19 protein-coding genes, 1 pseudogene and 1 riboswitch are annotated in these 23,545 nt (G+C 61.0%); of the genes and pseudogenes, 16 read left to right on the forward strand and 4 right to left on the reverse strand.

What is annotated here, in order from left to right:
* A pseudogene (locus tag BLQ55_RS32325) lies at window positions 1-280 on the forward strand (IS481 family transposase); the annotation flags it as partial.
* Here the strand turns inward: BLQ55_RS32325 and BLQ55_RS29555 are convergent.
* The 3 genes from BLQ55_RS29555 to BLQ55_RS29565 all read right to left on the reverse strand — a co-directional run bounded on the left by BLQ55_RS29555 (window position 273) and on the right by BLQ55_RS29565 (window position 3,199).
* Complete coding sequence (locus BLQ55_RS29555; RefSeq protein ID WP_092259057.1) at window positions 273-806, reverse strand: BRO-N domain-containing protein; 534 nt, start codon at window positions 804-806, stop codon at window positions 273-275. The pseudogene BLQ55_RS32325 and the gene BLQ55_RS29555 overlap by 8 nt on opposite strands.
* A gap of 392 nt (window positions 807-1,198) precedes the next feature.
* Complete coding sequence (locus BLQ55_RS29560) at window positions 1,199-2,446, reverse strand: ribonucleotide-diphosphate reductase subunit beta (RefSeq protein ID WP_003204812.1); 1,248 nt, start codon at window positions 2,444-2,446, stop codon at window positions 1,199-1,201.
* 489 nt (window positions 2,447-2,935) lie between these two features.
* Window positions 2,936-3,199, reverse strand: a complete 264-nt coding sequence (locus BLQ55_RS29565) for a DUF2790 domain-containing protein (protein ID WP_060741001.1) — start codon at window positions 3,197-3,199, stop codon at window positions 2,936-2,938.
* 396 nt (window positions 3,200-3,595) lie between these two features.
* Here BLQ55_RS29565 and acs point away from each other — a divergent pair, with 396 nt between their 5' ends.
* The 13 genes from acs to astE all read left to right on the forward strand — a co-directional run bounded on the left by acs (window position 3,596) and on the right by astE (window position 18,582).
* Window positions 3,596-5,551 (forward strand): acetate--CoA ligase, encoded by a 1,956-nt coding sequence (acs, locus tag BLQ55_RS29570; RefSeq protein ID WP_092259060.1) that lies wholly within the window; start codon window positions 3,596-3,598, stop codon window positions 5,549-5,551.
* A 641-nt stretch (window positions 5,552-6,192) separates the two neighbouring features.
* The gene (locus tag BLQ55_RS29575; protein ID WP_092259063.1) at window positions 6,193-6,966 is read left to right on the forward strand and encodes an ABC transporter substrate-binding protein; all 774 of its coding nucleotides are present in this window, start codon (window positions 6,193-6,195) and stop codon (window positions 6,964-6,966) included.
* 90 nt (window positions 6,967-7,056) lie between these two features.
* Window positions 7,057-7,746 (forward strand): ABC transporter permease, encoded by a 690-nt coding sequence (locus tag BLQ55_RS29580; protein WP_014339811.1) that lies wholly within the window; start codon window positions 7,057-7,059, stop codon window positions 7,744-7,746.
* Window positions 7,743-8,441 carry an ABC transporter permease gene (locus tag BLQ55_RS29585; RefSeq protein ID WP_060741005.1) on the forward strand — a complete coding sequence of 233 codons (699 nt, stop codon included), beginning with the start codon at window positions 7,743-7,745 and terminating at the stop codon, window positions 8,439-8,441. Before BLQ55_RS29580 ends, BLQ55_RS29585 begins: the two co-directional genes overlap by 4 nt.
* A gap of 56 nt (window positions 8,442-8,497) precedes the next feature.
* A complete protein-coding gene (locus BLQ55_RS29590; protein ID WP_053124413.1) occupies window positions 8,498-9,262 on the forward strand; it encodes an ABC transporter ATP-binding protein in 765 nt (254 codons plus the stop codon).
* A gap of 113 nt (window positions 9,263-9,375) precedes the next feature.
* Window positions 9,376-10,356, forward strand: a complete 981-nt coding sequence (locus BLQ55_RS29595; protein WP_060741007.1) for a GlxA family transcriptional regulator — start codon at window positions 9,376-9,378, stop codon at window positions 10,354-10,356.
* A 359-nt stretch (window positions 10,357-10,715) separates the two neighbouring features.
* The gene (locus BLQ55_RS29600) at window positions 10,716-11,936 is read left to right on the forward strand and encodes an aspartate aminotransferase family protein (protein WP_060741008.1); all 1,221 of its coding nucleotides are present in this window, start codon (window positions 10,716-10,718) and stop codon (window positions 11,934-11,936) included.
* 236 nt (window positions 11,937-12,172) lie between these two features.
* Window positions 12,173-13,192, forward strand: a complete 1,020-nt coding sequence (aruF, locus tag BLQ55_RS29605; protein ID WP_003178851.1) for an arginine/ornithine succinyltransferase subunit alpha — start codon at window positions 12,173-12,175, stop codon at window positions 13,190-13,192.
* 43 nt (window positions 13,193-13,235) lie between these two features.
* Window positions 13,236-14,261, forward strand: coding sequence for an arginine N-succinyltransferase (gene astA, locus BLQ55_RS29610; RefSeq protein ID WP_092201662.1), 1,026 nt, complete (start codon window positions 13,236-13,238; stop codon window positions 14,259-14,261).
* Entirely contained in the window at window positions 14,258-15,727 is a 1,470-nt protein-coding gene (astD, locus tag BLQ55_RS29615) for a succinylglutamate-semialdehyde dehydrogenase (protein ID WP_170847596.1), read from the forward strand. Before astA ends, astD begins: the two co-directional genes overlap by 4 nt.
* A gap of 131 nt (window positions 15,728-15,858) precedes the next feature.
* Complete coding sequence (gene astB, locus BLQ55_RS29620; protein WP_092259066.1) at window positions 15,859-17,205, forward strand: N-succinylarginine dihydrolase; 1,347 nt, start codon at window positions 15,859-15,861, stop codon at window positions 17,203-17,205.
* A 69-nt stretch (window positions 17,206-17,274) separates the two neighbouring features.
* On the forward strand, window positions 17,275-17,562 hold the full coding sequence (locus BLQ55_RS29625) for a hypothetical protein (protein WP_003178862.1): 288 nt from the start codon (window positions 17,275-17,277) through the stop codon (window positions 17,560-17,562).
* Window positions 17,563-17,574: 12 nt separating this feature from the next.
* Window positions 17,575-18,582: a succinylglutamate desuccinylase gene (gene astE, locus BLQ55_RS29630; protein ID WP_092259069.1), complete on the forward strand. Its 1,008-nt coding sequence runs from the start codon at window positions 17,575-17,577 to the stop codon at window positions 18,580-18,582.
* A 134-nt stretch (window positions 18,583-18,716) separates the two neighbouring features.
* Here the strand turns inward: astE and BLQ55_RS29635 are convergent, their stop codons facing one another.
* On the reverse strand, window positions 18,717-19,226 hold the full coding sequence (locus BLQ55_RS29635; protein ID WP_092259072.1) for a 6,7-dimethyl-8-ribityllumazine synthase: 510 nt from the start codon (window positions 19,224-19,226) through the stop codon (window positions 18,717-18,719).
* A 101-nt stretch (window positions 19,227-19,327) separates the two neighbouring features.
* A riboswitch (FMN riboswitch) is annotated at window positions 19,328-19,497 on the reverse strand.
* A 252-nt stretch (window positions 19,498-19,749) separates the two neighbouring features.
* Here BLQ55_RS29635 and ltaE point away from each other — a divergent pair.
* On the forward strand, window positions 19,750-20,754 hold the full coding sequence (ltaE, locus tag BLQ55_RS29640) for a low-specificity L-threonine aldolase (RefSeq protein ID WP_092259075.1): 1,005 nt from the start codon (window positions 19,750-19,752) through the stop codon (window positions 20,752-20,754).
* Between the two features lie 146 nt (window positions 20,755-20,900).
* Entirely contained in the window at window positions 20,901-23,522 is a 2,622-nt protein-coding gene (alaS, locus tag BLQ55_RS29645) for an alanine--tRNA ligase (RefSeq protein WP_092259078.1), read from the forward strand.
* Window positions 23,523-23,545 lie beyond the last annotated feature (23 nt).

A 23,545-nucleotide genomic window follows, 5' to 3' on the forward strand; every position in this document is an offset into this window, starting at 1 on the left:
CGCCTCTTGCTACACACCCTCCACTCGAGCTTATCCGGAGAAGCTACCGGAAATGGGGTATGCGAGCCACATTGAGTGTTACCTGGCAGATGGTAGCGGAATTATTAATCGAGCCGGTCTGCGGATATACGTGGGGAATCTGCTCAGGCATCAGAACATTGGAATGGAGATGATCAAGGACGGGGTATGGAATGTGATCTTCGGTCCGGTGATCCTAGGTCACGTCAATGCCAGGGACGCAAAGAACGGCTATGTTTCAATAAAAGTGTCACCTATGTGAATGCACTTTTTTGTAACCCATGTGGTTGTCCCGTACACGACGCTTTCCGCCACCAGGATTCATGCTGGCTAAACGGATCATCCACCAACACCGCCGGCATATCCCGCAAGCGAATCCATGGTTCATCCTGCCAGTGCAGCATGCAGAGCGACATCTTCGGCCAATCCAGCACGCTCAACGTAGGCCGCTCCACCTTATGTGAGCAGCGCTCATCCCGCAGCGTAGGCACTACCTGATGCGTGATCCACTCACGCAGCAAGCGGTACTCGGGGCAGTAGTGATAAACCAGCAACGCATAAACGCCCGACTCGCTCAGCATCAGGCGCTCTTCGGTCAAACCGTGGACATGCACGAGCATCATCCGACGTTGGTCAGGGTCAAGCTTGCGGGTCATGCGTTCATCGAGGTGCTTGCTCATCAAGCGTCCCAAGTCGGAGGCGCTGAACCAAGCCTGGTTTTCGACCAATAGGGCGTGAAGATGGAGGTTGTGACGGAGGAAAACCGCCGGAATGTAAGCATCAGGCATGATGGGTCTCCGAGGTATACGGAGAGCAGAGCTGCGTTCTTGTGGGCATAACCACCTCTACGTTCGAAGGTTAGCGGCGCGAGCCCGACGTAGAGGATGTAAGAAAAATCCCAACTAGCTATTTTCTCCACACAGAGTTGCAAATGTCCTTAGACAGTACGCGGTTCTATGCTCGGCGATTAGCTACTACGTTGGGCGTTTCTTAGGCACCTGCGACTAAGATAGGTAACGAGGCAGTACGGCGTCAATGCGGAACGATTCTGAGTTTTTCGTAGGGCAGAGGTAGCGTATCTGTCCTGGAGTTAAACGCGGTTTTGGTTCCGTAGAATACAAAAAACCCCGTTTTCACGGGGTTTTCAGTTAGGCGTGCAACATAGGATCCTTCTTTCGAATCAATCCCAACTCAAAGCCCCACCCGTCTGATACTCAATCACTCGCGTCTCAAAGAAGTTCTTCTCTTTCTTCAAGTCCATGATCTCGCTCATCCAAGGGAACGGGTTCGTCGTGCCTGGATACTCTTCCTTCAGACCAATCTGCGACAGGCGACGGTTAGCGATGAACTTGAGGTAGTCCTCCATCATCGCCGCGTTCATGCCCAACACGCCGCGAGGCATGGTGTCGCGGGCGTATTCGATCTCCAGCTGCGTACCCTGCAGGATCATCTGGGTCGCTTCTTCCTTCATCTCGGCATCCCACAGGTGCGGGTTTTCGATTTTGATCTGGTTGATCACGTCGATGCCGAAGTTCAGGTGCATGGATTCGTCGCGCAGGATGTACTGGAACTGCTCGGCGACGCCGGTCATTTTGTTGCGGCGGCCCATGGAGAGGATCTGGGTGAAGCCGCAGTAGAAGAAGATGCCTTCCAGGACGCAGTAGTAGGCGATCAGGTTGCGCAGCAGCTCTTTGTCGGTGTCCGGGGTACCGGTTTCGAACTTCGGATCGGAGATCGAACGGGTGTATTTCAAGCCCCAGGCGGCTTTTTTCGCGACTGATGGGATCTCGTGGTACATGTTGAAGATCTCGCCTTCATCCATGGCCAGCGATTCGATGCAGTACTGGTAGGCGTGGGTGTGGATCGCCTCTTCGAACGCCTGGCGCAGGATGTACTGGCGGCATTCCGGGTTGGTGATCAGGCGGTACACGGCCAGGACCAGGTTGTTGGCAACCAGGGAGTCGGCGGTGGAGAAGAAGCCCAGGTTACGCATCACGATGCGGCGCTCGTCGTCGGTCAGGCCTTCCGGGTTTTTCCAGAGGGCGATGTCGGCGGTCATGTTGACTTCTTGCGGCATCCAGTGGTTTGCGCAGCCGTCCAGGTACTTCTGCCAGGCCCAGTCGTATTTGAAAGGTACGAGTTGGTTGAGGTCGGCGCGGCAGTTGATCATGCGCTTTTCATCGACGGCGACACGGGCGGAGGCGCCTTCGAGTTCGGCGAGGCCTTCGGCGACGTCGAGTTTGTCGAGGGCGGCCTTGGCGCGAATGATCGCGGCCGAGTCGCTGGCCGTCACGGCCCGGGCTTCGAGGGCGGCGGCACCGCCGGCGCTGTCGAGGCGGTCCATGTTGGCTTCAGAAGCGTGGCCGGCGTTGGCGCCTTTTACAGCAACTTCGCCGTCTTCTTTGTCGAATTCGTCCCAGCTCAGCATGACGTGTCGTCTCCTGCGTGAGGGCCAGATGCCCGATGAAGGCCTACTGGCCGCGGTGGATCTTGAAAAATCGTTTGTTGCAGCAGCTGACGCAGGCAATAAACAGAAAAATGTACGGGTCATTCCGGAGCGGCGGTGAACGCGAGGAGGCGATTGGCCTCTGCGTAGGCTCCAAGTAAGCGTGATCCCCTGTAAGGGAATATTGCAGGCCCGTTTAAGGCGGCATTATAAGGACTTTTTTGCCTACGTGGTGCGGCGAAATAGCTCACAGAAGGGGCGGCGGGTGGCATATCCGCGTGGGAGCGAGGGTTTACAAGGCTTTGGCCGCTTAAGATTTTTTTTGCATGAAGCGGATCGCAGATTTTTTTGATCAAAAAACCAGCGTTTTTTGCGGTTTTGCACTACATGTTGTGTTTGTGGGGCGTTTTTGGTGGCTCCAGACACAACCAGGCCCGAGCGAAATCGGGCCGTGGAAATTGCCAGTTGTGATCAGCCGTTGGAGCAGCCGTTACCCATGACGCTGTAGCGCAGGATGTGACGTTGGCCCTTGGAGTCGTCGTACTCCATCTTCGCCGGAACCACTTCGCAGACATTCGGGATGTCGCTCATGGAGATGACTTTGGCGATGTCCAGGTGGGTGGAGTAGGTGTACTCCTCAATGGCCGGTTTTTGCTGTGCGACATCGGTCGGGGCCTCATCCGCCATCGCGGTGGCGCACAGGCTGCCGAGGACCAGAACCCATAAAGCTTTCATCTGATTCACCTTTCTTGAGGTCGAGTGGGGTCACGCAACCTTTTTGGGGTTGCGTGTGGAGCAAGTATTGGAAGTTGGATTAACGGCCTTCGTGGGGGCTGTGTTGCGTTAATCGTGTTTGCCGGTTGGCGAGATGAATTTTAGGGAGCGGGGCTGGGCACAAAAAGCCTTGGTTTTGATAAACACTGTTGGTTGATCTGGTAATAATCGCTGCAGGTGGTGGGGTTGTCTGTGGCATCTATGTTGGAGGTGCTGCCGTCATCGCGAGCAAGCTCGCTCCCACTAGTACCGACATTTTGTAGGGACTTGTTACTACCATCGTCGAATGGTTCTATAGGCCCGCCCCGGGCTACAACGGGACCATACAAAAACAACTATGTCTCCGAGGTAAGAAAGATGAGTGCGGCTTCTCTGTATCCCGTTCGCCCCGAGGTTGCGGCCAGTACGTTGACTGACGAGGCGACCTACAAGGCGATGTATCAGCAGTCGGTCGTCAACCCGGATGGCTTCTGGCGCGAGCAGGCCAAGCGCCTCGACTGGATCAAACCGTTCACCACGGTGAAGCAGACCTCCTTCGACGATCACCATGTCGACATCAAGTGGTTCGCCGACGGCACCTTGAACGTGTCCTACAACTGCCTCGACCGTCACCTGGCCGAGCGCGGCGATCAAGTTGCGATTATCTGGGAGGGCGATGACCCGTCCGAGAGCCGCAACATCACTTATCGCGAACTGCACGAAGAAGTCTGCAAGTTCGCCAACGCCCTGCGTGGCCAGGACGTGCATCGCGGCGATGTGGTGACCATCTACATGCCGATGATCCCTGAGGCTGTGGTCGCGATGCTGGCCTGTACCCGGATCGGTGCGATTCACTCGGTGGTGTTCGGCGGCTTCTCCCCTGAAGCGCTGGCCGGGCGGATCATCGACTGCAAATCCAAAGTGGTGATCACCGCCGACGAAGGCGTTCGCGCCGGCAAGAAGATCCCGCTCAAGGCCAACGTCGATGACGCGCTGACCAACCCGGAAACCAGCAGCATCCAGAAAGTCATCGTGTGCAAGCGCACGGCTGGCAACATCAAGTGGAACCAGCACCGCGACATCTGGTACGAAGACCTGATGAAGGTGGCCGGTACCGTTTGCGCACCGAAGGAAATGGGCGCCGAAGAAGCGCTGTTCATCCTCTACACCTCTGGCTCCACCGGTAAGCCCAAGGGCGTGCAGCACACCACGGCCGGCTACCTGCTGTACGCGGCGCTGACCCATGAGCGCGTGTTCGACTACAAGCCAGGCGAGGTCTACTGGTGCACCGCCGACGTGGGCTGGGTCACCGGCCACAGCTATATCGTCTACGGCCCGCTGGCCAACGGTGCGACCACGCTGCTGTTCGAAGGCGTGCCGAACTACCCGGACATCACCCGGGTGGCCAAGGTCATCGACAAGCACAAGGTCAATATCCTCTACACCGCCCCGACGGCTATTCGCGCGATGATGGCCTCGGGCACCGCCGCCGTCGAAGGCGCCGATGGCAGCAGCCTGCGCCTGTTGGGTTCGGTGGGCGAGCCGATCAACCCGGAAGCCTGGGACTGGTACTACAAGAATGTCGGCAAGGAACGTTGCCCGATTGTCGACACATGGTGGCAGACCGAGACCGGTGGCGTGCTGATCAGCCCGTTGCCAGGCGCCACGGCGTTGAAGCCAGGTTCGGCCACTCGCCCGTTCTTCGGCGTGGTGCCGGCGCTGGTGGACAACCTCGGCAACCTGATCGAAGGCGCCGCCGAAGGCAACCTGGTGATCCTCGATTCGTGGCCAGGCCAGGCCCGTACGCTGTACGGCGACCACGACCGCTTCGTCGACACCTACTTCAAGACCTTCAGTGGCATGTACTTCACCGGTGACGGCGCTCGTCGCGACGAGGATGGTTACTACTGGATCACCGGTCGAGTGGATGACGTGCTCAACGTGTCCGGCCACCGCATGGGCACGGCCGAGATCGAAAGCGCCATGGTCGCCCACCCGAAAGTCGCCGAAGCGGCGGTGGTGGGTGTGCCGCACGACATCAAGGGGCAGGGCATCTATGTCTACGTCACCCTCAATGCCGGCGAAGAAACCAGCGAGGCCCTGCGCCTGGAACTGAAGAACTGGGTGCGCAAGGAGATCGGTCCGATTGCGTCGCCGGATGTGATCCAGTGGGCACCAGGGCTGCCGAAGACCCGTTCCGGCAAGATCATGCGCCGCATCCTGCGCAAGATCGCCACGGCGGAATACGACGGGTTGGGTGATATCTCCACCCTGGCCGACCCGGGTGTGGTGGCGCACTTGATCGAGACGCACAAGACCATGAACGTTGCCTGACGGCTGTTTGTGACCTCAAGAAGCCCCGCCTGGCATTTGCCTGGCGGGGCTTTTTTGTGCGCGTCATATAGCCCTTGTGGCGAGGGTGTTCGAACGACCGCGGTGCCTGGCTTTGGGGCTGCTTCGCAGCCCAGCGGGAGCAAGCTCCCTCGCCACAGGTTCGGCGGATGAATAAATATCGAGGTTTGAAGTAGGAGGTGTCTGAGCGTTACCGGTGTTTCGAAATGTGTAACCAAAGGCGCCACAACGGGGCGATGTGAAACGCGAAGCCTCGTTACAGGGCGGCTCCGGACGTTCCGGAAAATAAGTCGACACGCTGTGCTTGCCGGATTAGAAGGGTTTGCGAATAATGGGCCCGCTATTTGCAGCATAGATCGGTTTCCCTTCTTTTGCTCTTGCATGAATTTGCGGGGCTGTCAATGTGCTCGGACCGCTTTCTCGGTGCTTCTGTAATTTGTTGTCGCATTGAAGAAATATCGGCTTCGGGCCTGTCGTTAGAATGCCGATCACTCGCTCGTCGTGGCTCGCGTCGGATAAACCGTGAGCTTCCCAGGACGCAGCACCCACGTTCGTTCCACCCATTCGCATATTGGGCTGTTGCTCACTCTGCCGTTTTTGCCCTTTACCGATGGAGTCCCAAGATGAAGAAACTTGTGCTGCTTGGCGCCCTGGCACTGTCCGTGCTGTCCCTGCCGACCTTCGCTGATGAGAAACCCCTGAAGATTGGTATCGAAGCGGCTTACCCTCCGTTCGCCTCGAAAGCCCCAGATGGCAGCATCGTCGGTTTCGACTACGACATCGGCAATGCGCTGTGCGAAGAAATGAAGGTCAAGTGCGTATGGGTCGAGCAAGAATTCGACGGCCTGATACCGGCGCTGAAGGTGCGCAAGATCGACGCGATCCTGTCGTCCATGTCCATCACTGAAGATCGCAAGAAGTCCGTTGATTTTACCAACAAGTACTACAACACCCCGGCCCGTCTGGTGATGAAGGCCGGTACCCAGGTCAGCGACAACCTGGCCGAGCTCAAGGGCAAGAACATCGGCGTGCAGCGCGGTTCGATCCACGAGCGTTTCGCCCGTGAAGTCCTGGCCCCGCTGGGTGCCGAGATCAAGCCGTACGGTTCGCAGAACGAAATCTACCTGGACGTCGCCGCCGGCCGTCTCGATGGCACCGTGGCAGACGCTACCCTGTTGGATGACGGTTTCCTCAAGACCGATGCCGGCAAGGGCTTCGCATTTGTAGGCCCGGCCTTCACCGACGAGAAATACTTCGGCGACGGCATCGGTATCGCGGTTCGCAAGGGCGATGCGCTGAAAGACAAGATCAATGGTGCGATCACCGCCATTCGCGAGAGCGGCAAATACAAGCAAATCCAGGACAAGTACTTCGCTTTCGACATCTACGGCAAGTAACGACGTCCCGCCACTCGTGCGAAATGGCGCAAGCAACAGGATCTCTGCGGTTTGCGCCATTTTTTCATCCCACTTTCGAGGACCTGAATCATGTTGAAAGGCTACGGGGCTGTCATCCTCGATGGCGCATGGTTGACGCTTGAGCTCGCCTTGTCGTCCATGGCCCTGGCCATCGTCCTGGGTCTGATCGGCGTTGCGTTGCGCCTTTCTCCGGTGCGCTGGCTGGCGTGGCTGGGCGACCTGTATTCCACGGTCATTCGCGGCATTCCTGACCTGGTGCTGATCCTGCTGATTTTCTACGGTGGCCAGGACCTGCTCAATCGCGTGGCGCCGATGCTCGGCTATGACGACTACATCGACCTGAACCCGTTGGCGGCCGGTATCGGCACCCTGGGTTTCATCTTCGGTGCGTACCTGTCGGAGACCTTTCGCGGTGCATTCATGGCGATCCCCAAGGGTCAGGCCGAGGCGGGCATGGCGTACGGCATGAACGGCTTTCAAGTGTTCTTCCGGGTGCTGGTGCCGCAGATGATTCGCCTGGCGATTCCGGGTTTCACCAACAACTGGCTGGTATTGACCAAGGCCACCGCGCTGATTTCCGTGGTGGGTCTGCAAGACATGATGTTCAAGGCCAAGCAGGCGGCGGATGCCACTCGCGAGCCTTTCACCTTCTTCCTCGCAGTGGCGGCGATGTACCTGGTGATCACCAGTGTCTCGTTGCTGGCGTTGCGTCACCTTGAGAAGCGCTACTCGGTAGGCGTAAGGGCGGCTGATCTATGATCTTCGACTACAACGTCATCTATGAAGCCTTGCCGCTGTATTTCAGCGGCTTGCTGACCACCCTCAAATTGTTGGCCCTGTCGCTGTTCTTCGGCCTGCTGGCGGCGTTGCCCCTGGGGCTGATGCGGGTGTCCAAGCAGCCGATCGTCAACATGACGGCCTGGCTCTACACCTACGTGATCCGCGGCACGCCGATGCTGGTGCAGCTGTTCCTGATCTACTACGGGCTGGCGCAGTTCGCGATCGTGCGCGAAAGCTTCCTCTGGCCGTGGCTGTCCAGTGCGACCTTCTGCGCGTGCCTGGCGTTCGCCATCAATACCAGCGCCTACACCGCCGAAATCATCGCCGGTAGCCTGCGGGCCACGCCTAACGGTGAGATCGAAGCGGCCAAGGCCATGGGCATGTCGCGCTACAAGCTGTATCGCCGGATCCTGCTGCCGTCGGCCTTGCGTCGGGCGCTGCCGCAATACAGCAACGAAGTGATCATGATGTTGCAGACCACCAGCCTGGCCTCCATCGTGACCCTGATCGACATCACCGGCGCGGCGCGCACGGTGAATGCGCAGTATTACTTGCCATTCGAGGCTTACATCACGGCCGGTGCTTTCTACCTGTGCCTGACCTTCATCCTGGTGCGCCTGTTCAAACTGGCCGAGCGCCGCTGGCTGGGTTACCTGGCCCCGCGCAAGCACTGATAACGCATCGATCCGATCGACTGCTCAACGACTGACGTTTTGTGAGAACCGACCGCATGTACAAGCTTGAAGTCCAAGACCTGCATAAACGCTATGGCAGTCACGAAGTGCTCAAGGGCGTGTCCCTGAAGGCCGCCGCTGGCGATGTGATCAGCATCATCGGCTCCAGTGGCTCCGGCAAGAGTACCTTCCTGCGTTGCATCAACCTGCTCGAGCAACCCCATGCCGGCAAGATTCTGCTCAACAACGAAGAGCTGAAACTGGTCGCCGGCAAGGATGGCGCCATGAAGGCCGCGGACCCCAAGCAACTGCAGCGCATGCGTTCGCGGCTGTCGATGGTGTTCCAGCATTTCAACCTGTGGTCCCACATGACCGCGCTGGAAAACATCATGGAGGCGCCCGTGCATGTACTGGGTGTGGCCAAGGCTGAAGCGCGGGAGAAGGCCGAGCACTACCTGAACAAGGTCGGCGTGGCCCATCGCAAGGATGCCTACCCGGGCCACATGTCCGGCGGCGAGCAGCAGCGCGTGGCGATTGCCCGTGCGCTGGCGATGGAGCCTGAGGTGATGCTGTTCGACGAACCGACTTCGGCGCTGGACCCGGAGCTGGTGGGCGACGTGCTCAAGGTGATGCAGGCCCTGGCCCTGGAAGGTCGGACCATGGTGGTGGTGACCCACGAAATGGGCTTTGCCCGCGAGGTCTCGAACCAGCTGGTGTTCCTGCACAAGGGCATCGTCGAAGAAAGCGGCAACCCGCGTGAAGTGCTGGTCAACCCGCAATCGGAGCGCCTGCAACAATTTCTTTCGGGCAGCCTCAAGTAATCGCTCCCGTTACGCACCTGATTTGGGTCATGCTGCGCACCGCGCACCAGATGGTCTAATTTGGTTGCAGCCGCTTTTGGCTTTAACACTGTTTTCGCTTCGGATCGCCCGCCATGACTGCCCATCGAATAGGTTTCCTGATTTGGCCCAGCACTAAAGCCTTGACGCTGGCGCTGGCCGAGGAGGCCTTGCGTGTCGCTCAGCGGGTGCATCCGGATGTGGTCTACGAGCTGTCGTTCTTGCAGGCCGAGCCACCGGCCGCCGGCGCCTGGCAGTTGCCGGGCGAGCCTTGGGCCGGCAAGCTCGAGGGGTTCCAGAAGCTGTTCCTGCTGGCTGATGAGCCGCCGACCGCACTGGCCTCGCCCCTGAGCAGCGCCCTCAAGCAACTGGTGCGTGCCGGTTGCGTGATCGGTGGTTTGTCGGCGGGTGTCTATCCCTTGGCCCAGCTGGGTTTGCTCGACGGTTACCGTGCCGCCGTGCATTGGCGCTGGCAGGACGACTTCTCCGAACGTTTCCCCAAGGTCATCGCCACCAGTCATCTGTTTGACTGGGATCGCGATCGCCTGAGCGCTTGCGGCGGCATGTCGGTGCTGGACCTGTTGCTGGCGGTCTTGGCCCGGGATCACGGTGCGGAACTGGCCGGTGCGGTGTCGGAGGAGTTGGTGGTCGAGCGCATTCGTGAAGGCGGCGAGCGCCAGCGCATCCCGTTGCAGAACCGCCTCGGCTCCAGCCATCCAAAGCTCACCCAGGCGGTGCTGCTGATGGAAGCCAATATCGAAGAGCCGCTGACCACCGACGAAATCGCCCAGCATGTGTGTGTATCCCGCCGGCAACTGGAGCGGATCTTCAAGCAATACCTCAACCGCGTGCCCAGCCAGTATTACCTGGAGCTGCGCCTGAACAAGGCCCGGCAGATGTTGATGCAGACCAGCAAATCCATCATCCAGATCGGCCTGTCCTGCGGTTTCTCCTCGGGGCCACACTTCTCCAGTGCCTACCGCAACTTCTTTGGCGCCACGCCGCGGGAAGACCGCAACCAGCGACGCAGCAGCAGCCCGTTCGAATTGTCCTCGGTGCCGTCCGAACGGGGCTAGGCGGCAAGGCTGCGGATAGGGCGGTCGACACAAAAAATTGTGGGAGCGAGCTTGCTCGCGATGGCGTCGGACCAGCCAGCATCGATGTTGACTGATACGCCGCTATCGCGAGCAAACTCGCTCCCACAGGTGTTTTGTGTCTGGCAGCGGAAATGTGGAGGCGGGCGCCTCAAATCCACTGGCAACGTTTAAACTGCGCCTTTGCGACGCTATTTGTCGCATTGCCGTAAACCCGCGCAAAACGTGGGTTGGCGCTATAAGAAGTTGTCGCTTGGCGGCAAGGCCGGGCTGAAAACTGTCCTTACAATCCTTACCAAGCCCGCCAGTTCCAGGCGGGTGTTCCTCATCAGGAGACTCCGATGTCCGTTGAGCAAGCCGCGGTACAACGCGCCGATTTCGACCAGGTTATGGTTCCCAACTATGCACCTGCTGCCTTCATACCTGTGCGTGGTGCCGGTTCCCGCGTATGGGACCAATCCGGTCGTGAGTTGATCGACTTTGCTGGCGGCATTGCAGTCAACGTGCTGGGCCACGCCCACCCGGCGCTGGTCGGCGCCCTGACCGAACAGGCCAACAAGCTGTGGCACGTCTCCAACGTCTTCACCAATGAGCCGGCCCTGCGCCTGGCCCACAAGCTGGTCAACGCGACGTTTGCCGAGCGCGCGTTTTTCTGCAACTCCGGCGCCGAAGCCAACGAGGCCGCCTTCAAGCTGGCCCGTCGCGTTGCGTTCGATCGTTTCGGCAGCGAAAAATACGAAATCATCGCCGCGCTCAATAGCTTCCACGGTCGCACCCTGTTTACCGTCAACGTCGGTGGGCAGTCGAAGTACTCCGACGGTTTCGGGCCTAAAATCACTGGTATCACCCACGTTCCTTACAACGACCTGGCCGCGTTGAAAGCCGCTGTCTCGGACAAGACCTGCGCCGTGGTGCTGGAGCCGATCCAGGGCGAGGGCGGCGTGCTGCCGGCCGAGCAGGCCTACCTGCAAGGCGCCCGTGATTTGTGCGATGCCCACGACGCGCTGCTGGTGTTCGATGAGGTGCAGACCGGCATGGGCCGCAGCGGTCATCTGTTCGCCTACATGCATTACGGCGTGGTCCCGGACATCCTCACCAGCGCCAAGAGCCTGGGCGGTGGTTTCCCGATCGCGGCGATGCTCACCACCGAAGCCCTGGCCAAGCACCTGGTGGTCGGCACCCACGGCACCACCTATGGCGGCAACCCGCTGGCCTGCGCGGTGGCCGAAGCGGTGATCGATGTGGTCAATACGCCTGAGGTGCTCGGTGGTGTCAAAACCAAGCACGCCAAGTTCAAGGCGCGCCTGGAGCAGATCGGCGAGAAGTACGGCCTGTTCACCCAGGTGCGTGGCCTGGGCCTGCTGATCGGTTGCGTGTTGAACGATGCCTGGAAAGGCAAGGCCAAGGACATCTTCAACGCCGCCGAACAGGAAGGCTTGATGATCCTGCAAGCCGGCCCGGACGTGATTCGCTTCGCCCCGAGCCTGGTAGTGGAAGACGCCGACATCGACGCCGGCCTGGACCGCTTCGAGCGGGCCGCGGCGAAGCTGACCCAGGCCTGACGCTGAAGCTGGACCCCCTTGTGGGAGCGAGCTTGCTCGCGATGGCGTCGGACCAGCCAGTATCGATGTTGACTGGCACACCGCTATCGCGAGCAAGCTCGCTCCCATAGGGGGCTTGCTGCGGCTGAAAATCGAATACCGCGGCAGATGCAATGCGGACCCGCGTGTTCGTTTAGTTTTTTTCTGTGTGTCGACCTGAGGGTCGAACCCTTTATTTCAAGTTAAGGAGTGACACCATGCTGGTGATGCGCCCCGCGCAAATGGCGGATCTGGGCGAGGTACAGCGTCTGGCTGCGGACAGTCCGATCGGTGTCACTTCCTTGCCGGATGACGTGGAACGCCTGAGCGACAAGATCGCCGCAAGCGAAGCCTCGTTTGCCGCCGAAGTCAGCTTCAACGGTGAAGAGAGCTATTTCTTCGTCCTCGAAGACACCGCGACCGGCAAGCTGGCGGGCTGTTCGGCCATCGTCGCGTCGGCCGGTTATTCCGAACCGTTCTACAGCTTTCGCAACGAGACCTTCGTCCATGCCTCCCGTGAGCTGAAGATCCACAACAAGATCCACGTGCTCTCTCAATGCCACGACCTGACCGGCAACAGCCTGCTGACCAGTTTCTACGTGGTGCCGGAGCTGGTGGGCTCGCCATGGTCGGAACTCAACTCACGGGGGCGGCTGCTGTTCGTCGCCAGCCATCCGGAGCGGTTCGCCGATTCGGTGGTGACCGAGATCGTCGGCTACAGCGATGAGAATGGCGACTCGCCATTCTGGGACGCCATCGGTCGCAACTTCTTCGACCTCAACTACGCCGCCGCCGAGCGCCTGTGCGGGCTGAAGAGCCGTACCTTCCTCGCCGAGCTGATGCCCCATTACCCGATCTACGTGCCGCTGTTGCCGGATGCCGCCCAGGAAGCCATGGGCCAGGTGCATCCGCGGGCGCAGATCACCTTCGACATCCTGATGCGCGAGGGTTTCGAGACCGATCACTACATCGACATCTTCGACGGTGGCCCGACCCTGCATGCCCGCGTCTCGGGCATCCGCTCGATCGCCCAGAGCCGTGTGGTGCCGGTCAAGATCGGCGAACCGGTCAAGGGCGCCGGTCGCCAATACCTGGTGGCCAATGCCCAGTTGCAGGATTACCGCGCCGTGCTGCTCGAACTCGACTACGCGCCGGGCAAGCCGGTGACCCTGGATATGGAAGCGGCCGAAGCCTTGGGCGTTGGCGAAGGTGCCAGCGTGCGCCTGGTGGCGGTTTAATGAGTTTCGCGGGTGGCGCAAGCGGCCCGTTTGAGGAGATAGCATGATCGTTCGTCCCGTACGCAGCAGCGATTTACCCGCTCTGATCGCCCTGGCCCGCAGCACGGGCACCGGCCTGACCACCTTGCCGGCTAATGAAGAGCGCCTGGCCCATCGGGTCGGTTGGGCCGAGAAGACCTTTCGCGGCGAAGCCGGGCGCGGTGACGCGGACTACCTGTTCGTGCTCGAAGACGATGACGGTCGCGTGGTGGGCATTTCCGCCATCGCCGGTGCCGTGGGGCTGCGTGAGCCCTGGTATAACTTTCGGGTCGGCCTGACGGTCAGCGCTTCCCAGGAATTGAACATCTATCGGGAAATCCCGACCCTGTTCCTGGCCAACGACCTGACCGGCAATTCCGAGCTGTGCTCGCTGTTCCTGCACGCCGACTACCGCAATGGCCTCAATGGCCGGATGCTGGCCAAGGCGCGGCTGTTGTTCATTGCCGAGTTCCCGCAGTTGTTCGGCAACAAGATCATTGCCGAGATGCGCGGCATGTCCGACGACAACGGCCGTTCGCCGTTCTGGGAAAGCCTGGGCCGGCATTTCTTCAAAATGGAGTTCAGCCAGGCCGATTACCTCACCGGCGTGGGCAATAAGGCGTTCATCGCTGAACTGATGCCCAAGTTCCCGCTGTACACCTGTTTCCTGTCCGAAGATGCCCGGGCCGTGATTGGCCAGGTTCATCCGGACACTGAACCGGCCTTGTCGATGCTCAAGAGCGAAGGTTTCAGCTATCAGGGTTACGTCGACATCTTCGACGCCGGCCCGGCGGTGGAGTGCGAAACCGGCAAGATCCGCGCGATTCGCGACAGCCAGGCGCTGGTGTTGGCCATCGGCACGCCGGGCGACGACGCCACGCCGTTCCTCATCCATAACCGCAAGCGCGAAGACTGCCGCATCACCGCTGCACCAGCGCGCTTCGCCGCAGGCACCCTGGTGGTCGATCCGCTGACCGCCAAACGTCTTCAACTCAATGCCGGCGACCAGGTGCGTGCCGTTGCGTTGTCCGCTGCCCGGGAGTCGAAATGATGAATTCGTTGTACATCGCAGGTAGCTGGCTGGAAGGCCAGGGCGACCTCTTTGAGTCGTTGAACCCCGTGACCCAGCAAGTGTTGTGGTCGGGCAACGGCGCCACGGCGGCGCAAGTGGAATCGGCGGTGCAGGCCGCGCGCCAGGCGTTCCCGGACTGGGCGCGGCGCTCGCTGGATGAACGCATCCAGGTGCTGGAAGCTTTTGCCGCGGCCCTGAAAAGCCACGCTGACGAATTGGCCCAGTGCATCGGTGAAGAAACCGGCAAGCCGTTGTGGGAAGCGGCAACCGAAGTGACCAGCATGGTCAACAAGGTCGCCATTTCGGTGCAGAGCTACCGCGAGCGGACCGGCGAGAAGAGCGGCCCCCTGGGCGACGCCACCGCCGTGCTGCGCCACAAGCCCCACGGCGTGGTCGCGGTCTTCGGCCCCTACAACTTCCCCGGTCACTTGCCCAACGGGCATATCGTGCCCGCGCTGCTGGCTGGCAACAGCGTGTTGTTCAAGCCGAGTGAGCTGACACCGAAAGTCGCCGAGCTGACGGTCAAGTGCTGGGTCGAGGCCGGTCTGCCGGCGGGTGTGCTGAACCTGCTGCAAGGCGCGCGGGAAACCGGTATCGCCCTGGCAGCGAACCCAGGTATCGACGGGCTGTTCTTCACCGGCTCCAGCCGCACCGGCAATCTGCTGCATCAACAATTTTCCGGGCGTCCGGACAAGATCCTCGCGCTGGAAATGGGCGGTAACAACCCGCTGGTGGTGGATGAGGTGGCGGACGTCGATGCGGCGGTCTACACCATTATCCAGTCCGCCTTCATTTCCGCCGGACAGCGCTGCACCTGTGCGCGCCGCCTGCTGGTGCCGGAAGGCGCCTGGGGCGATGCCTTGCTGGCGCGCCTGGTGGCGGTCAGCTCGACCCTTGAAGTCGGTGCTTTCGACCAGCAACCGGCGCCGTTCATGGGCTCGGTGATTTCCCTGGGCGCGGCGAAGGCGCTGATGGACGCGCAAAACCATTTGCTGGGCAAGGGCGCCGTGCCGCTGTTGGCCATGACCCAGCCGCAGCCCCAGGCGGCATTGCTGACGCCGGGTATCCTGGATGTGACCGCCGTGGCCGAGCGTCCTGATGAAGAGCTGTTCGGGCCGTTGCTGCAAGTGATCCGCTACACGGACTTCGCCGCGGCCATCGCCGAGGCCAACAATACGCAATATGGCCTGGCCGCCGGGTTGCTGTCCGATTCCCTGGCGCGTTACCAGCAATTCTGGCTGCAGAGCCGCGCCGGTATCGTCAACTGGAACAAACAGCTGACCGGCGCCGCCAGCAGCGCCCCGTTCGGCGGTGTCGGTGCCTCGGGCAACCATCGCGCCAGTGCTTATTACGCGGCCGATTATTGCGCGTACCCGGTGGCTTCCCTGGAAACGCCAAGCCTTGTCATGCCGGCTGCCCTGACCCCCGGTGTGAGAATGGTGTGAACCCCGATCGCGAGCAAGCTCGCTCCCACAGGGTCTTGCGCAATCCATGTGGGAGCGAGCTTGCTCGCGAAGGCCGCGATGCGGTTGTTATTTGATGCCTATAAAAAACAGATTCTCGTGGAGCCTCGCTGATGAAATCCTATGAAGTCAACTTTGACGGTCTAGTGGGGCCGACCCATAACTACGGCGGGCTCTCGTACGGCAACGTCGCGTCCCAGAGCAACAGCCAGCAGTCCTCCAACCCCAAGGAAGCGGCGTTGCAGGGCCTGGCGAAAATGAAAGCGCTGATGGACATGGGGTTCCAGCAAGGTGTGCTGGCACCGCAGGAGCGTCCGGACGTGGCGGCCCTGCGCCGGTTGGGCTTTGCCGGCAGCGATGCCCAGGTGATCCAGCAGGCCGCGAAAGAGGCGATGCCGTTGTTGGTCGCCAGTTGCTCGGCCTCCAGCATGTGGGTGGCCAACGCCGCCACCGTCAGCCCGAGTGCCGACACCGCCGATGGACGCGTGCATTTCACCGCCGCCAACCTGAACTGCAAGTACCACCGCAGCATCGAGCATCCGACCACCAGTCGTGTGCTGGGGGCCATGTTTGCCGACCAGCAGCACTTCGCCCACCACGCCGCGTTGCCGGCGGTGGCGCAGTTCGGCGATGAAGGCGCGGCTAACCACACCCGTTTCTGCCGCGCCTACGGCGAGGCCGGCGTGGAGTTCTTCGTCTTCGGTCGCAGCGCCTTCGACACCCGTTATCCCGCACCGCAGAAGTACCCGGCGCGCCAGACCCTGGAAGCCTCCCAGGCCGTTGCCCGCCTGCATGGGCTGCGGGAGGAGGGCGTGGTGTACGCCCAACAGAATCCGTCGGTGATCGACCAGGGTGTGTTCCACAACGATGTGATCGCGGTGGGCAATGGCGAAGTGCTGTTCTATCACGAGGACGCGTTTCTCGAGACCGACAAGATGTTGGCCGAGTTGAGCAGCAAACTCGCCAAGGTCGGTGGGAAATTTCAGTCGGTGTGCGTGCCGCGTTCGGCGGTTACTGTCGATGACGCAGTACGTTCCTACCTGTTCAATAGCCAGTTGCTGTCGCGTCCCGACGGCTCCATGCTCTTGATCGTGCCGGAAGAATGCCGCAGCAACGAACGCGTCTGGCAATACCTGCAAGGCCTGACGGGCGCTGGCGGGGTCATTCGCGAAGTGAAGGTCTTCGACCTCAAGCAAAGCATGCAGAACGGTGGCGGCCCGGCTTGCCTGAGGTTGCGCGTGGCCCTTAATGAAACCGAGCTGGCGGCCGTCAACCCAGGGGTTATCATGACCGCGCCGCTGTACGATTCGCTGACCCAATGGGTCGAGCGGCACTACCGCGACCGCATGACCGAAAATGACCTGGCAGACCCGCAGTTGCTGCTCGAATGCCGTGGGGCACTGGATGAACTGACACAAATCCTTAAACTTGGCGCGGTTTATCCTTTCCAGATCAATTGAAAGCGCGCGCGACCTGACTACAGTCAAAGCAGGGCGCGTTGCCTTATCCCCAGACGAGAACGTAAAGACATGAGCGATACCCTGCAGCTGATCCTTGAAGACACCGACGGCACCCAACTGGAAACCTCCTGCACCCGTGTCGCGGTGATGTGGCAAGGCAAGGAGTTGTGGATCCAGCAGGATGGCCGCGGTCAGTTGCTGATCGGCGTCGATGTCGAGGAAGGGGACGAGGAATACGCCAACCTGTTGTTGCGTCCATTGGCGACCAACCTGGTCAGCCTGCAACTGGAAATGGAACCGGCGGACGTCGGCGACGATGACCATGTCCATGGCCCGGATTGCGGCCACGACCACTAAGGAAACCGCGCTATGCTCGCCCTCGGCAAACTGCTTGAACTGACCCTCGCCGGCCGTGAACCGGCGGAGAAGACTCAACTGACTGTCGAAGGCGTACGGATGCGCTGGTTGAGCGAGGGCGCGCTGGAGGTCAAGCCGCCCGAAGCCCGGGATAACGGCCTGGACCTGCTGCTGTCGGCCGGTATCCACGGCAATGAAACCGCGCCGATCGAATTGCTCGACCGCCTGCTGCACGACATTGCCCGTGGCGACCTGAAGCCGCGGGCACGCATTCTGTTCCTGTTCGGCAACCCCGAGGCCATCCGGCGCGGTGAGCGTTTCGTCGAGCAGGACGTCAACCGGCTGTTCAATGGTCGCCATGAGCTCAGTGGCGGTCCTGAAGCGCTGCGGGCCTGCGAGCTGGAGCGGCTGGCCGCCAGTTTCTTCAGTCGGCCGGAACGCAGCCGCTTGCATTACGATCTGCACACCGCCATCCGCGGTTCGAAGATCGAGCAGTTTGCCCTGTACCCATGGAAGGAAGGCCGCGCGCATTCACGCCGTGAGCTGGCACGCCTGCGTGCCGCGGGCATGGAGGCGGTGTTGCTGCAGAACAAGCCGTCCATCGTCTTCAGTGCCTACACCTACGATCAGCTCGGCGCCGAGTCCTTCACCCTGGAGCTGGGCAAGGCCCGGCCCTTCGGGCAGAACGACGGGGTCAACGTCAACCTGCTGGAAACCCGCCTGCAACAGATCATCGAAGGCAACGAGCCTGAGCTGGACGAAGGGTTGGATGGCCTGCAGCTGTTCAGCGTGGCGCGGGAAATCATCAAGCACAGCGACAGCTTCCGCCTGAACCTGCCGGCGGATATCGAGAACTTCTCCGAGCTTGAAAAAGGTTATGTGCTGGCCGAGGACATCGCCCAGACCCGCTGGGTGATCGAAGAGGAGGGTGCCCGGATCATCTTCCCGAACCCCAAGGTCAAGAATGGCTTGCGGGCCGGGATCCTGATCGTACCGGCGACTGACGAAAACCTGGCCTGACCCGAATCTAGACTCAATACATGCCCTCCTGTGGGAGCGAGCCTGCTCGCGATAGCGGTGTATCGGCCGACATTGATGGCGACTGACACTCCGTCATCGCGAGCAGGCTCGCTCCCACAAGGGAATGTCCAGGCTTAGACCGCTAACGATCGCTGTTCACTGCGACGCAACGCCCGGGTCTTGTGCAAGGTATCGGCGCAAGTCTTCGCCGCTTCCTGGCCCTTGTGCACGAAATGCTCGAAGAAGAATTTCTGATGTTCTTCCCCGGCATGGAAATGATGCGGCGTGAGCACCACCGAGAACACCGGCACTTCGGTTTCCAACTGCACCTGCATCAGGCCGCTGATCACCGATTGGGCGACGAACTCGTGACGGTAGATGCCCCCGTCCACCACCAGGCCGGCGGCGACGATGCCGGCGTAACGGCCTGACTTGGCCAGCAGCTTGGCGTGCAGCGGAATCTCGAAGGCGCCGCCGACTTCGAAGAAGTCGATGTCGCTTTCCTGGTAACCCTGGATGATCATTTCGGCGACGAAGCCTTTACGGCTCTGGTCGACGATTTCCTTGTGCCAGCAGGCCTGGATGAACGCGACGCGCTCGCCCGGATGACTTTTGCTTTTGCTGTCGATTGCAGTGGGTTGCATGTTCTGGTTCCTGTTTGTGTGAAAAACAGGGCGTCATGAATCGAAGGGGATTCGAGGGTACGCCGCGTACAAGACAGTCGCAGTCGGCCCTTGGGTGCCAATCCCGTTCTCTCTTCATCCGGACTATGACCGTCGGCCCCGGGATCACACCGGGTCTGCTGACCTTGCCGCTACACCCCAAAAAAGCGGTGTACCACCAAGCGCTCGCGGGCTATGCACGTTGCGTGCAATTACCGCCGGTGGGGAGTTACACCCCGCCCTGAGAACGTTTTGCCGCCATGGTTTTTGGCAGCGGGGGATTTTTAACACATAACCTACTGTGGGAGCGAGCTTGCTCGCGATAGCGGTGGTTCAGCTTGCGTTGATGCTGGATGCGCTGCCGCCATGGCGAGCAAGCTCGCTCCCACAGGCGTTCTGGATAATCTTCAGGCTTTCCGTCGATCAGTCTTGATTATTCTTCACCATGCCCGCAGTAATTGCCCTTCGAAAGGGAATTCCCCCACCAGCACCCGAGGCCAGATTCATGAGTGTTATCGATCTTCGTAGCGACACGGTCACCCAACCTACCGCCGGCATGCTGGATGCCATGGCCACCGCGCCGACCGGCGATGATGTGTATGGCGAAGACCCGACCGTCAATCGCCTCGAAGCCGAACTGGCTGCGCGCCTGGGCTTTGCCGCGGCGATGTTCGTGCCCACAGGCACGATGAGCAACCTGTTGGGGTTGATGGCCCACTGCGAGCGCGGCGATGAGTACATCGTCGGCCAGCAGGCCCACACCTACAAATACGAGGGCGGCGGTGCGGCGGTGCTCGGTTCGATCCAGCCCCAGCCTCTGGAGGTGCAGGCGGATGGATCCCTGGACCTGGCGCACGTCGCCGCGGCGATCAAGCCCGATGACTTTCACTTTGCCCGCACTCGCCTGCTGGCCCTGGAAAACACCATGCAGGGCAAGGTGCTACCCTTGGAGTACCTGGCCCGGGCCCGGCGTTTCACCCAGGAACATGGCCTGGCCCTGCACCTGGACGGGGCGCGGTTGTACAACGCCGCGGTCAAGTTGAATGTCGATGCCCGGCAAATCACGCAACATTTCGATTCGGTGTCGGTGTGCCTGTCCAAGGGCCTTGGCGCTCCGGTGGGCTCGGTCCTGTGCGGCAGCGTCGAGTTGATCGGCAAGGCTCGCCGGCTGCGCAAGATGGTCGGTGGCGGCATGCGCCAGGCCGGGATCCTCGCGGCAGCCGGGCTGTATGCCCTGGAGCATCAGGTCCAGCGCCTGGCCGATGACCACGCCAACGCCCAGCGGCTTGCCGAGGGCCTGCGCGGGGCGGGTTACGAGGTCGAGCCGGTGCAGACCAACATGGTCTACGTACAAATGGGTGAGCGGGCCGAGGCGATCAAGGCGTTTGCCGATGAGCGGGGCGTTAAGCTCAGCGCGGCGCCACGCCTGCGAATGGTGACGCACATGGACGTGAGCGCGGCGCAAATCGACCAGGTGGTCGCCACTTTCGTCGAATTTTCTCGCCAATGACCCGCTAACCGGGGCAATTGACAGTTTCTATCGTATAAACACGCTGTACCCCACGCGCAGGGCCGATATAATGCGGCCCTTTGCCGTTGCTTCGTCTGTTGACGTTTTGCACAGGCCTTTGGCCGCAGCCTCCGTGGAAGAACCTAATGAAAAGCGCAGAAATCCGTGAAGCCTTCCTTCGCTTCTTCGAAGAGCAAGGCCACACCCGAGTAGCCTCCAGCTCTTTGATTCCGGGCAACGACCCGACCCTGCTGTTCACCAACGCGGGGATGAACCAGTTCAAGGACTGCTTCCTGGGCCAGGAAAAACGTGCCTACACCCGTGCGGTAAGCAGCCAGAAGTGCGTGCGTGCCGGCGGCAAGCACAACGACCTGGAAAACGTCGGCTATACCGCACGTCACCACACGTTCTTCGAAATGCTGGGTAACTTCAGCTTCGGTGACTATTTCAAGCGTGACGCCATCACTTTCGCCTGGACCTTCCTGACCTCCGACAAGTGGCTGAACCTGCCCAAGGAAAAGCTTTGGGTAACGGTCTACGCCAGCGACGACGAAGCCTATGACATCTGGACCAAAGAGGTCGGTGTCCCGCCAGAGCGCATGGTGCGCATTGGCGACAACAAAGGCGCGCCTTACGCCTCCGATAACTTCTGGACCATGGGCGACACCGGCCCATGCGGCCCTTGCACCGAGATCTTCTACGATCACGGCGCCGACATCTGGGGCGGCCCACCCGGCTCGCCGGAAGAAGACGGCGACCGCTACATCGAGATCTGGAACAACGTATTCATGCAGTTCAACCGCACCGCCGATGGCGTGTTGCATCCGCTGCCAGCGCCGTCGGTGGACACCGGCATGGGCCTGGAACGGATCAGTGCGGTGCTGCAGCACGTTCACTCCAACTACGAAATCGACCTGTTCCAGAGCCTGCTGAGCGCGTCGGCCAAGGCCATCGGTTGCACCAACGACAACCAGGCCTCGCTGAAAGTGGTCGCCGACCACATCCGTTCCTGCGGCTTCCTGATTGCCGACGGCGTGCTGCCTTCCAACGAAGGTCGTGGCTATGTGCTGCGCCGGATCATTCGTCGCGCCTGCCGTCACGGCAACAAGCTGGGCGCCAAGGGCAGCTTCTTCTATCAGATCGTCGCGGCATTGGTGGCCGAGATGGGTGACGCCTTCCCGGAACTCAAGTCCCAGCAGGCGCATATCGAACGCGTACTCAAGGCTGAAGAAGAGCAATTCGCCAAGACCCTGGAGCAAGGCCTGAAGATCCTCGAGCAGGACCTGGCCGAACTCAAGGGCAACGTGGTCCCGGGCGACGTGGTGTTCAAGCTGTACGACACCTACGGCTTCCCGATGGACCTGACCGGCGACATCGCCCGCGAACGCAACCTGACCCTCGACGAGGAAGGGTTCGAGCGCGAGATGGAAGCCCAGCGGGTGCGTGCGCGTTCCGCCAGCTCCTTCGGCATGGACTACAACAGCCTGGTCAAGGTAGACGTGGCCACCGAGTTCACCGGTTATGCCGGCACCACCGGCTCGGCCAAGATCGTTGCCATCTATAAGGACGGGCAATCGGTCGACATCCTGAGCGAAGGCCAGGAAGGCGTGATCGTGCTGGACAAGACCCCGTTCTACGCCGAGTCCGGCGGCCAGATCGGCGACAGCGGTTACCTGCAGGCGGGCAGCTCGCGTTTCGACGTGCGTGACACCACCAAGACCGGCGGCGCGTTCCTGCACCACGGCGTGCTGGCCTCGGGCAGCCTGATGATCGCCGCCCCGGTGGCCGCCCATGTCGACGCCGAGGTGCGCCATGCCACGTCGCTGAACCACTCCGCCACGCACTTGCTGCACGCGGCGTTGCGCCAGGTGCTGGGCGAGCATGTCCAGCAGAAGGGTTCGTTGGTGGACAGTCAGCGCCTGCGCTTTGACTTCAGCCATTTCGAAGCCATCAAGCCTGAGCAACTCAAGGCGCTGGAAGAGATCGTCAACGCCGAGATTCGCAAGAACTCCCCGGTGGAAACCGAAGAGACCGACATCGAGACCGCCAAGCGCAAGGGCGCGATGGCGTTGTTCGGCGAGAAGTACGGCGACAGCGTGCGCGTGCTGAGCATGGGCGACTTCTCCGTTGAACTGTGCGGTGGTATCCACGCCAACCGGACCGGCGACATCGGCCTGATGAAAATCATCAGCGAAGGTGGCGTGGCATCCGGTGTGCGCCGGATCGAAGCGGTCACCGGCGCCGCGGCCCTGGCGTACCTCAACGCGGCCGAAGAACAACTCAAGGAAGCGGCAACCCTGATCAAGGGCAGTCGCGACAACCTGATCGACAAGCTGTCGGCTGTGCTGGAGCGCAACCGCCTGCTGGAGAAGCAACTCGAGCAGTTGCAGGCCAAGGCCGCCAGCGCCGCGGGCGACGATCTGTCGGCCCAGGCGGTGGACGTCAAGGGCGTGAAGGTGCTGGCCGTGCGTCTGGACGGCCAGGATGGCAAGGCGCTGCTGGCGCTGGTCGATCAACTGAAGAACAAACTCGGCCGCGCAGTGATCCTGCTCGGCAGTGTCCATGAGGAAAAGGTCGTTCTCGTCGCAGGCGTGACCAAAGACCTGACTGGCCAACTCAAGGCCGGTGATTTGATGAAGCAGGCCGCTGCGGCAGTGGGCGGCAAGGGCGGTGGTCGTCCGGACATGGCGCAAGGCGGTGGTACCGACGTCGGCGCCCTGGACGCGGCACTGGCCCAGACCGTTGCATTCGTAGAGCAGGGTATTTAAGGCAGCGTCGCCGGGCTCGTGGT

The sequence above is a fragment of the Pseudomonas sp. NFACC13-1 genome, from assembly GCF_900104425.1.
Taxonomy (GTDB): domain Bacteria; phylum Pseudomonadota; class Gammaproteobacteria; order Pseudomonadales; family Pseudomonadaceae; genus Aquipseudomonas; species Aquipseudomonas fluorescens_AA.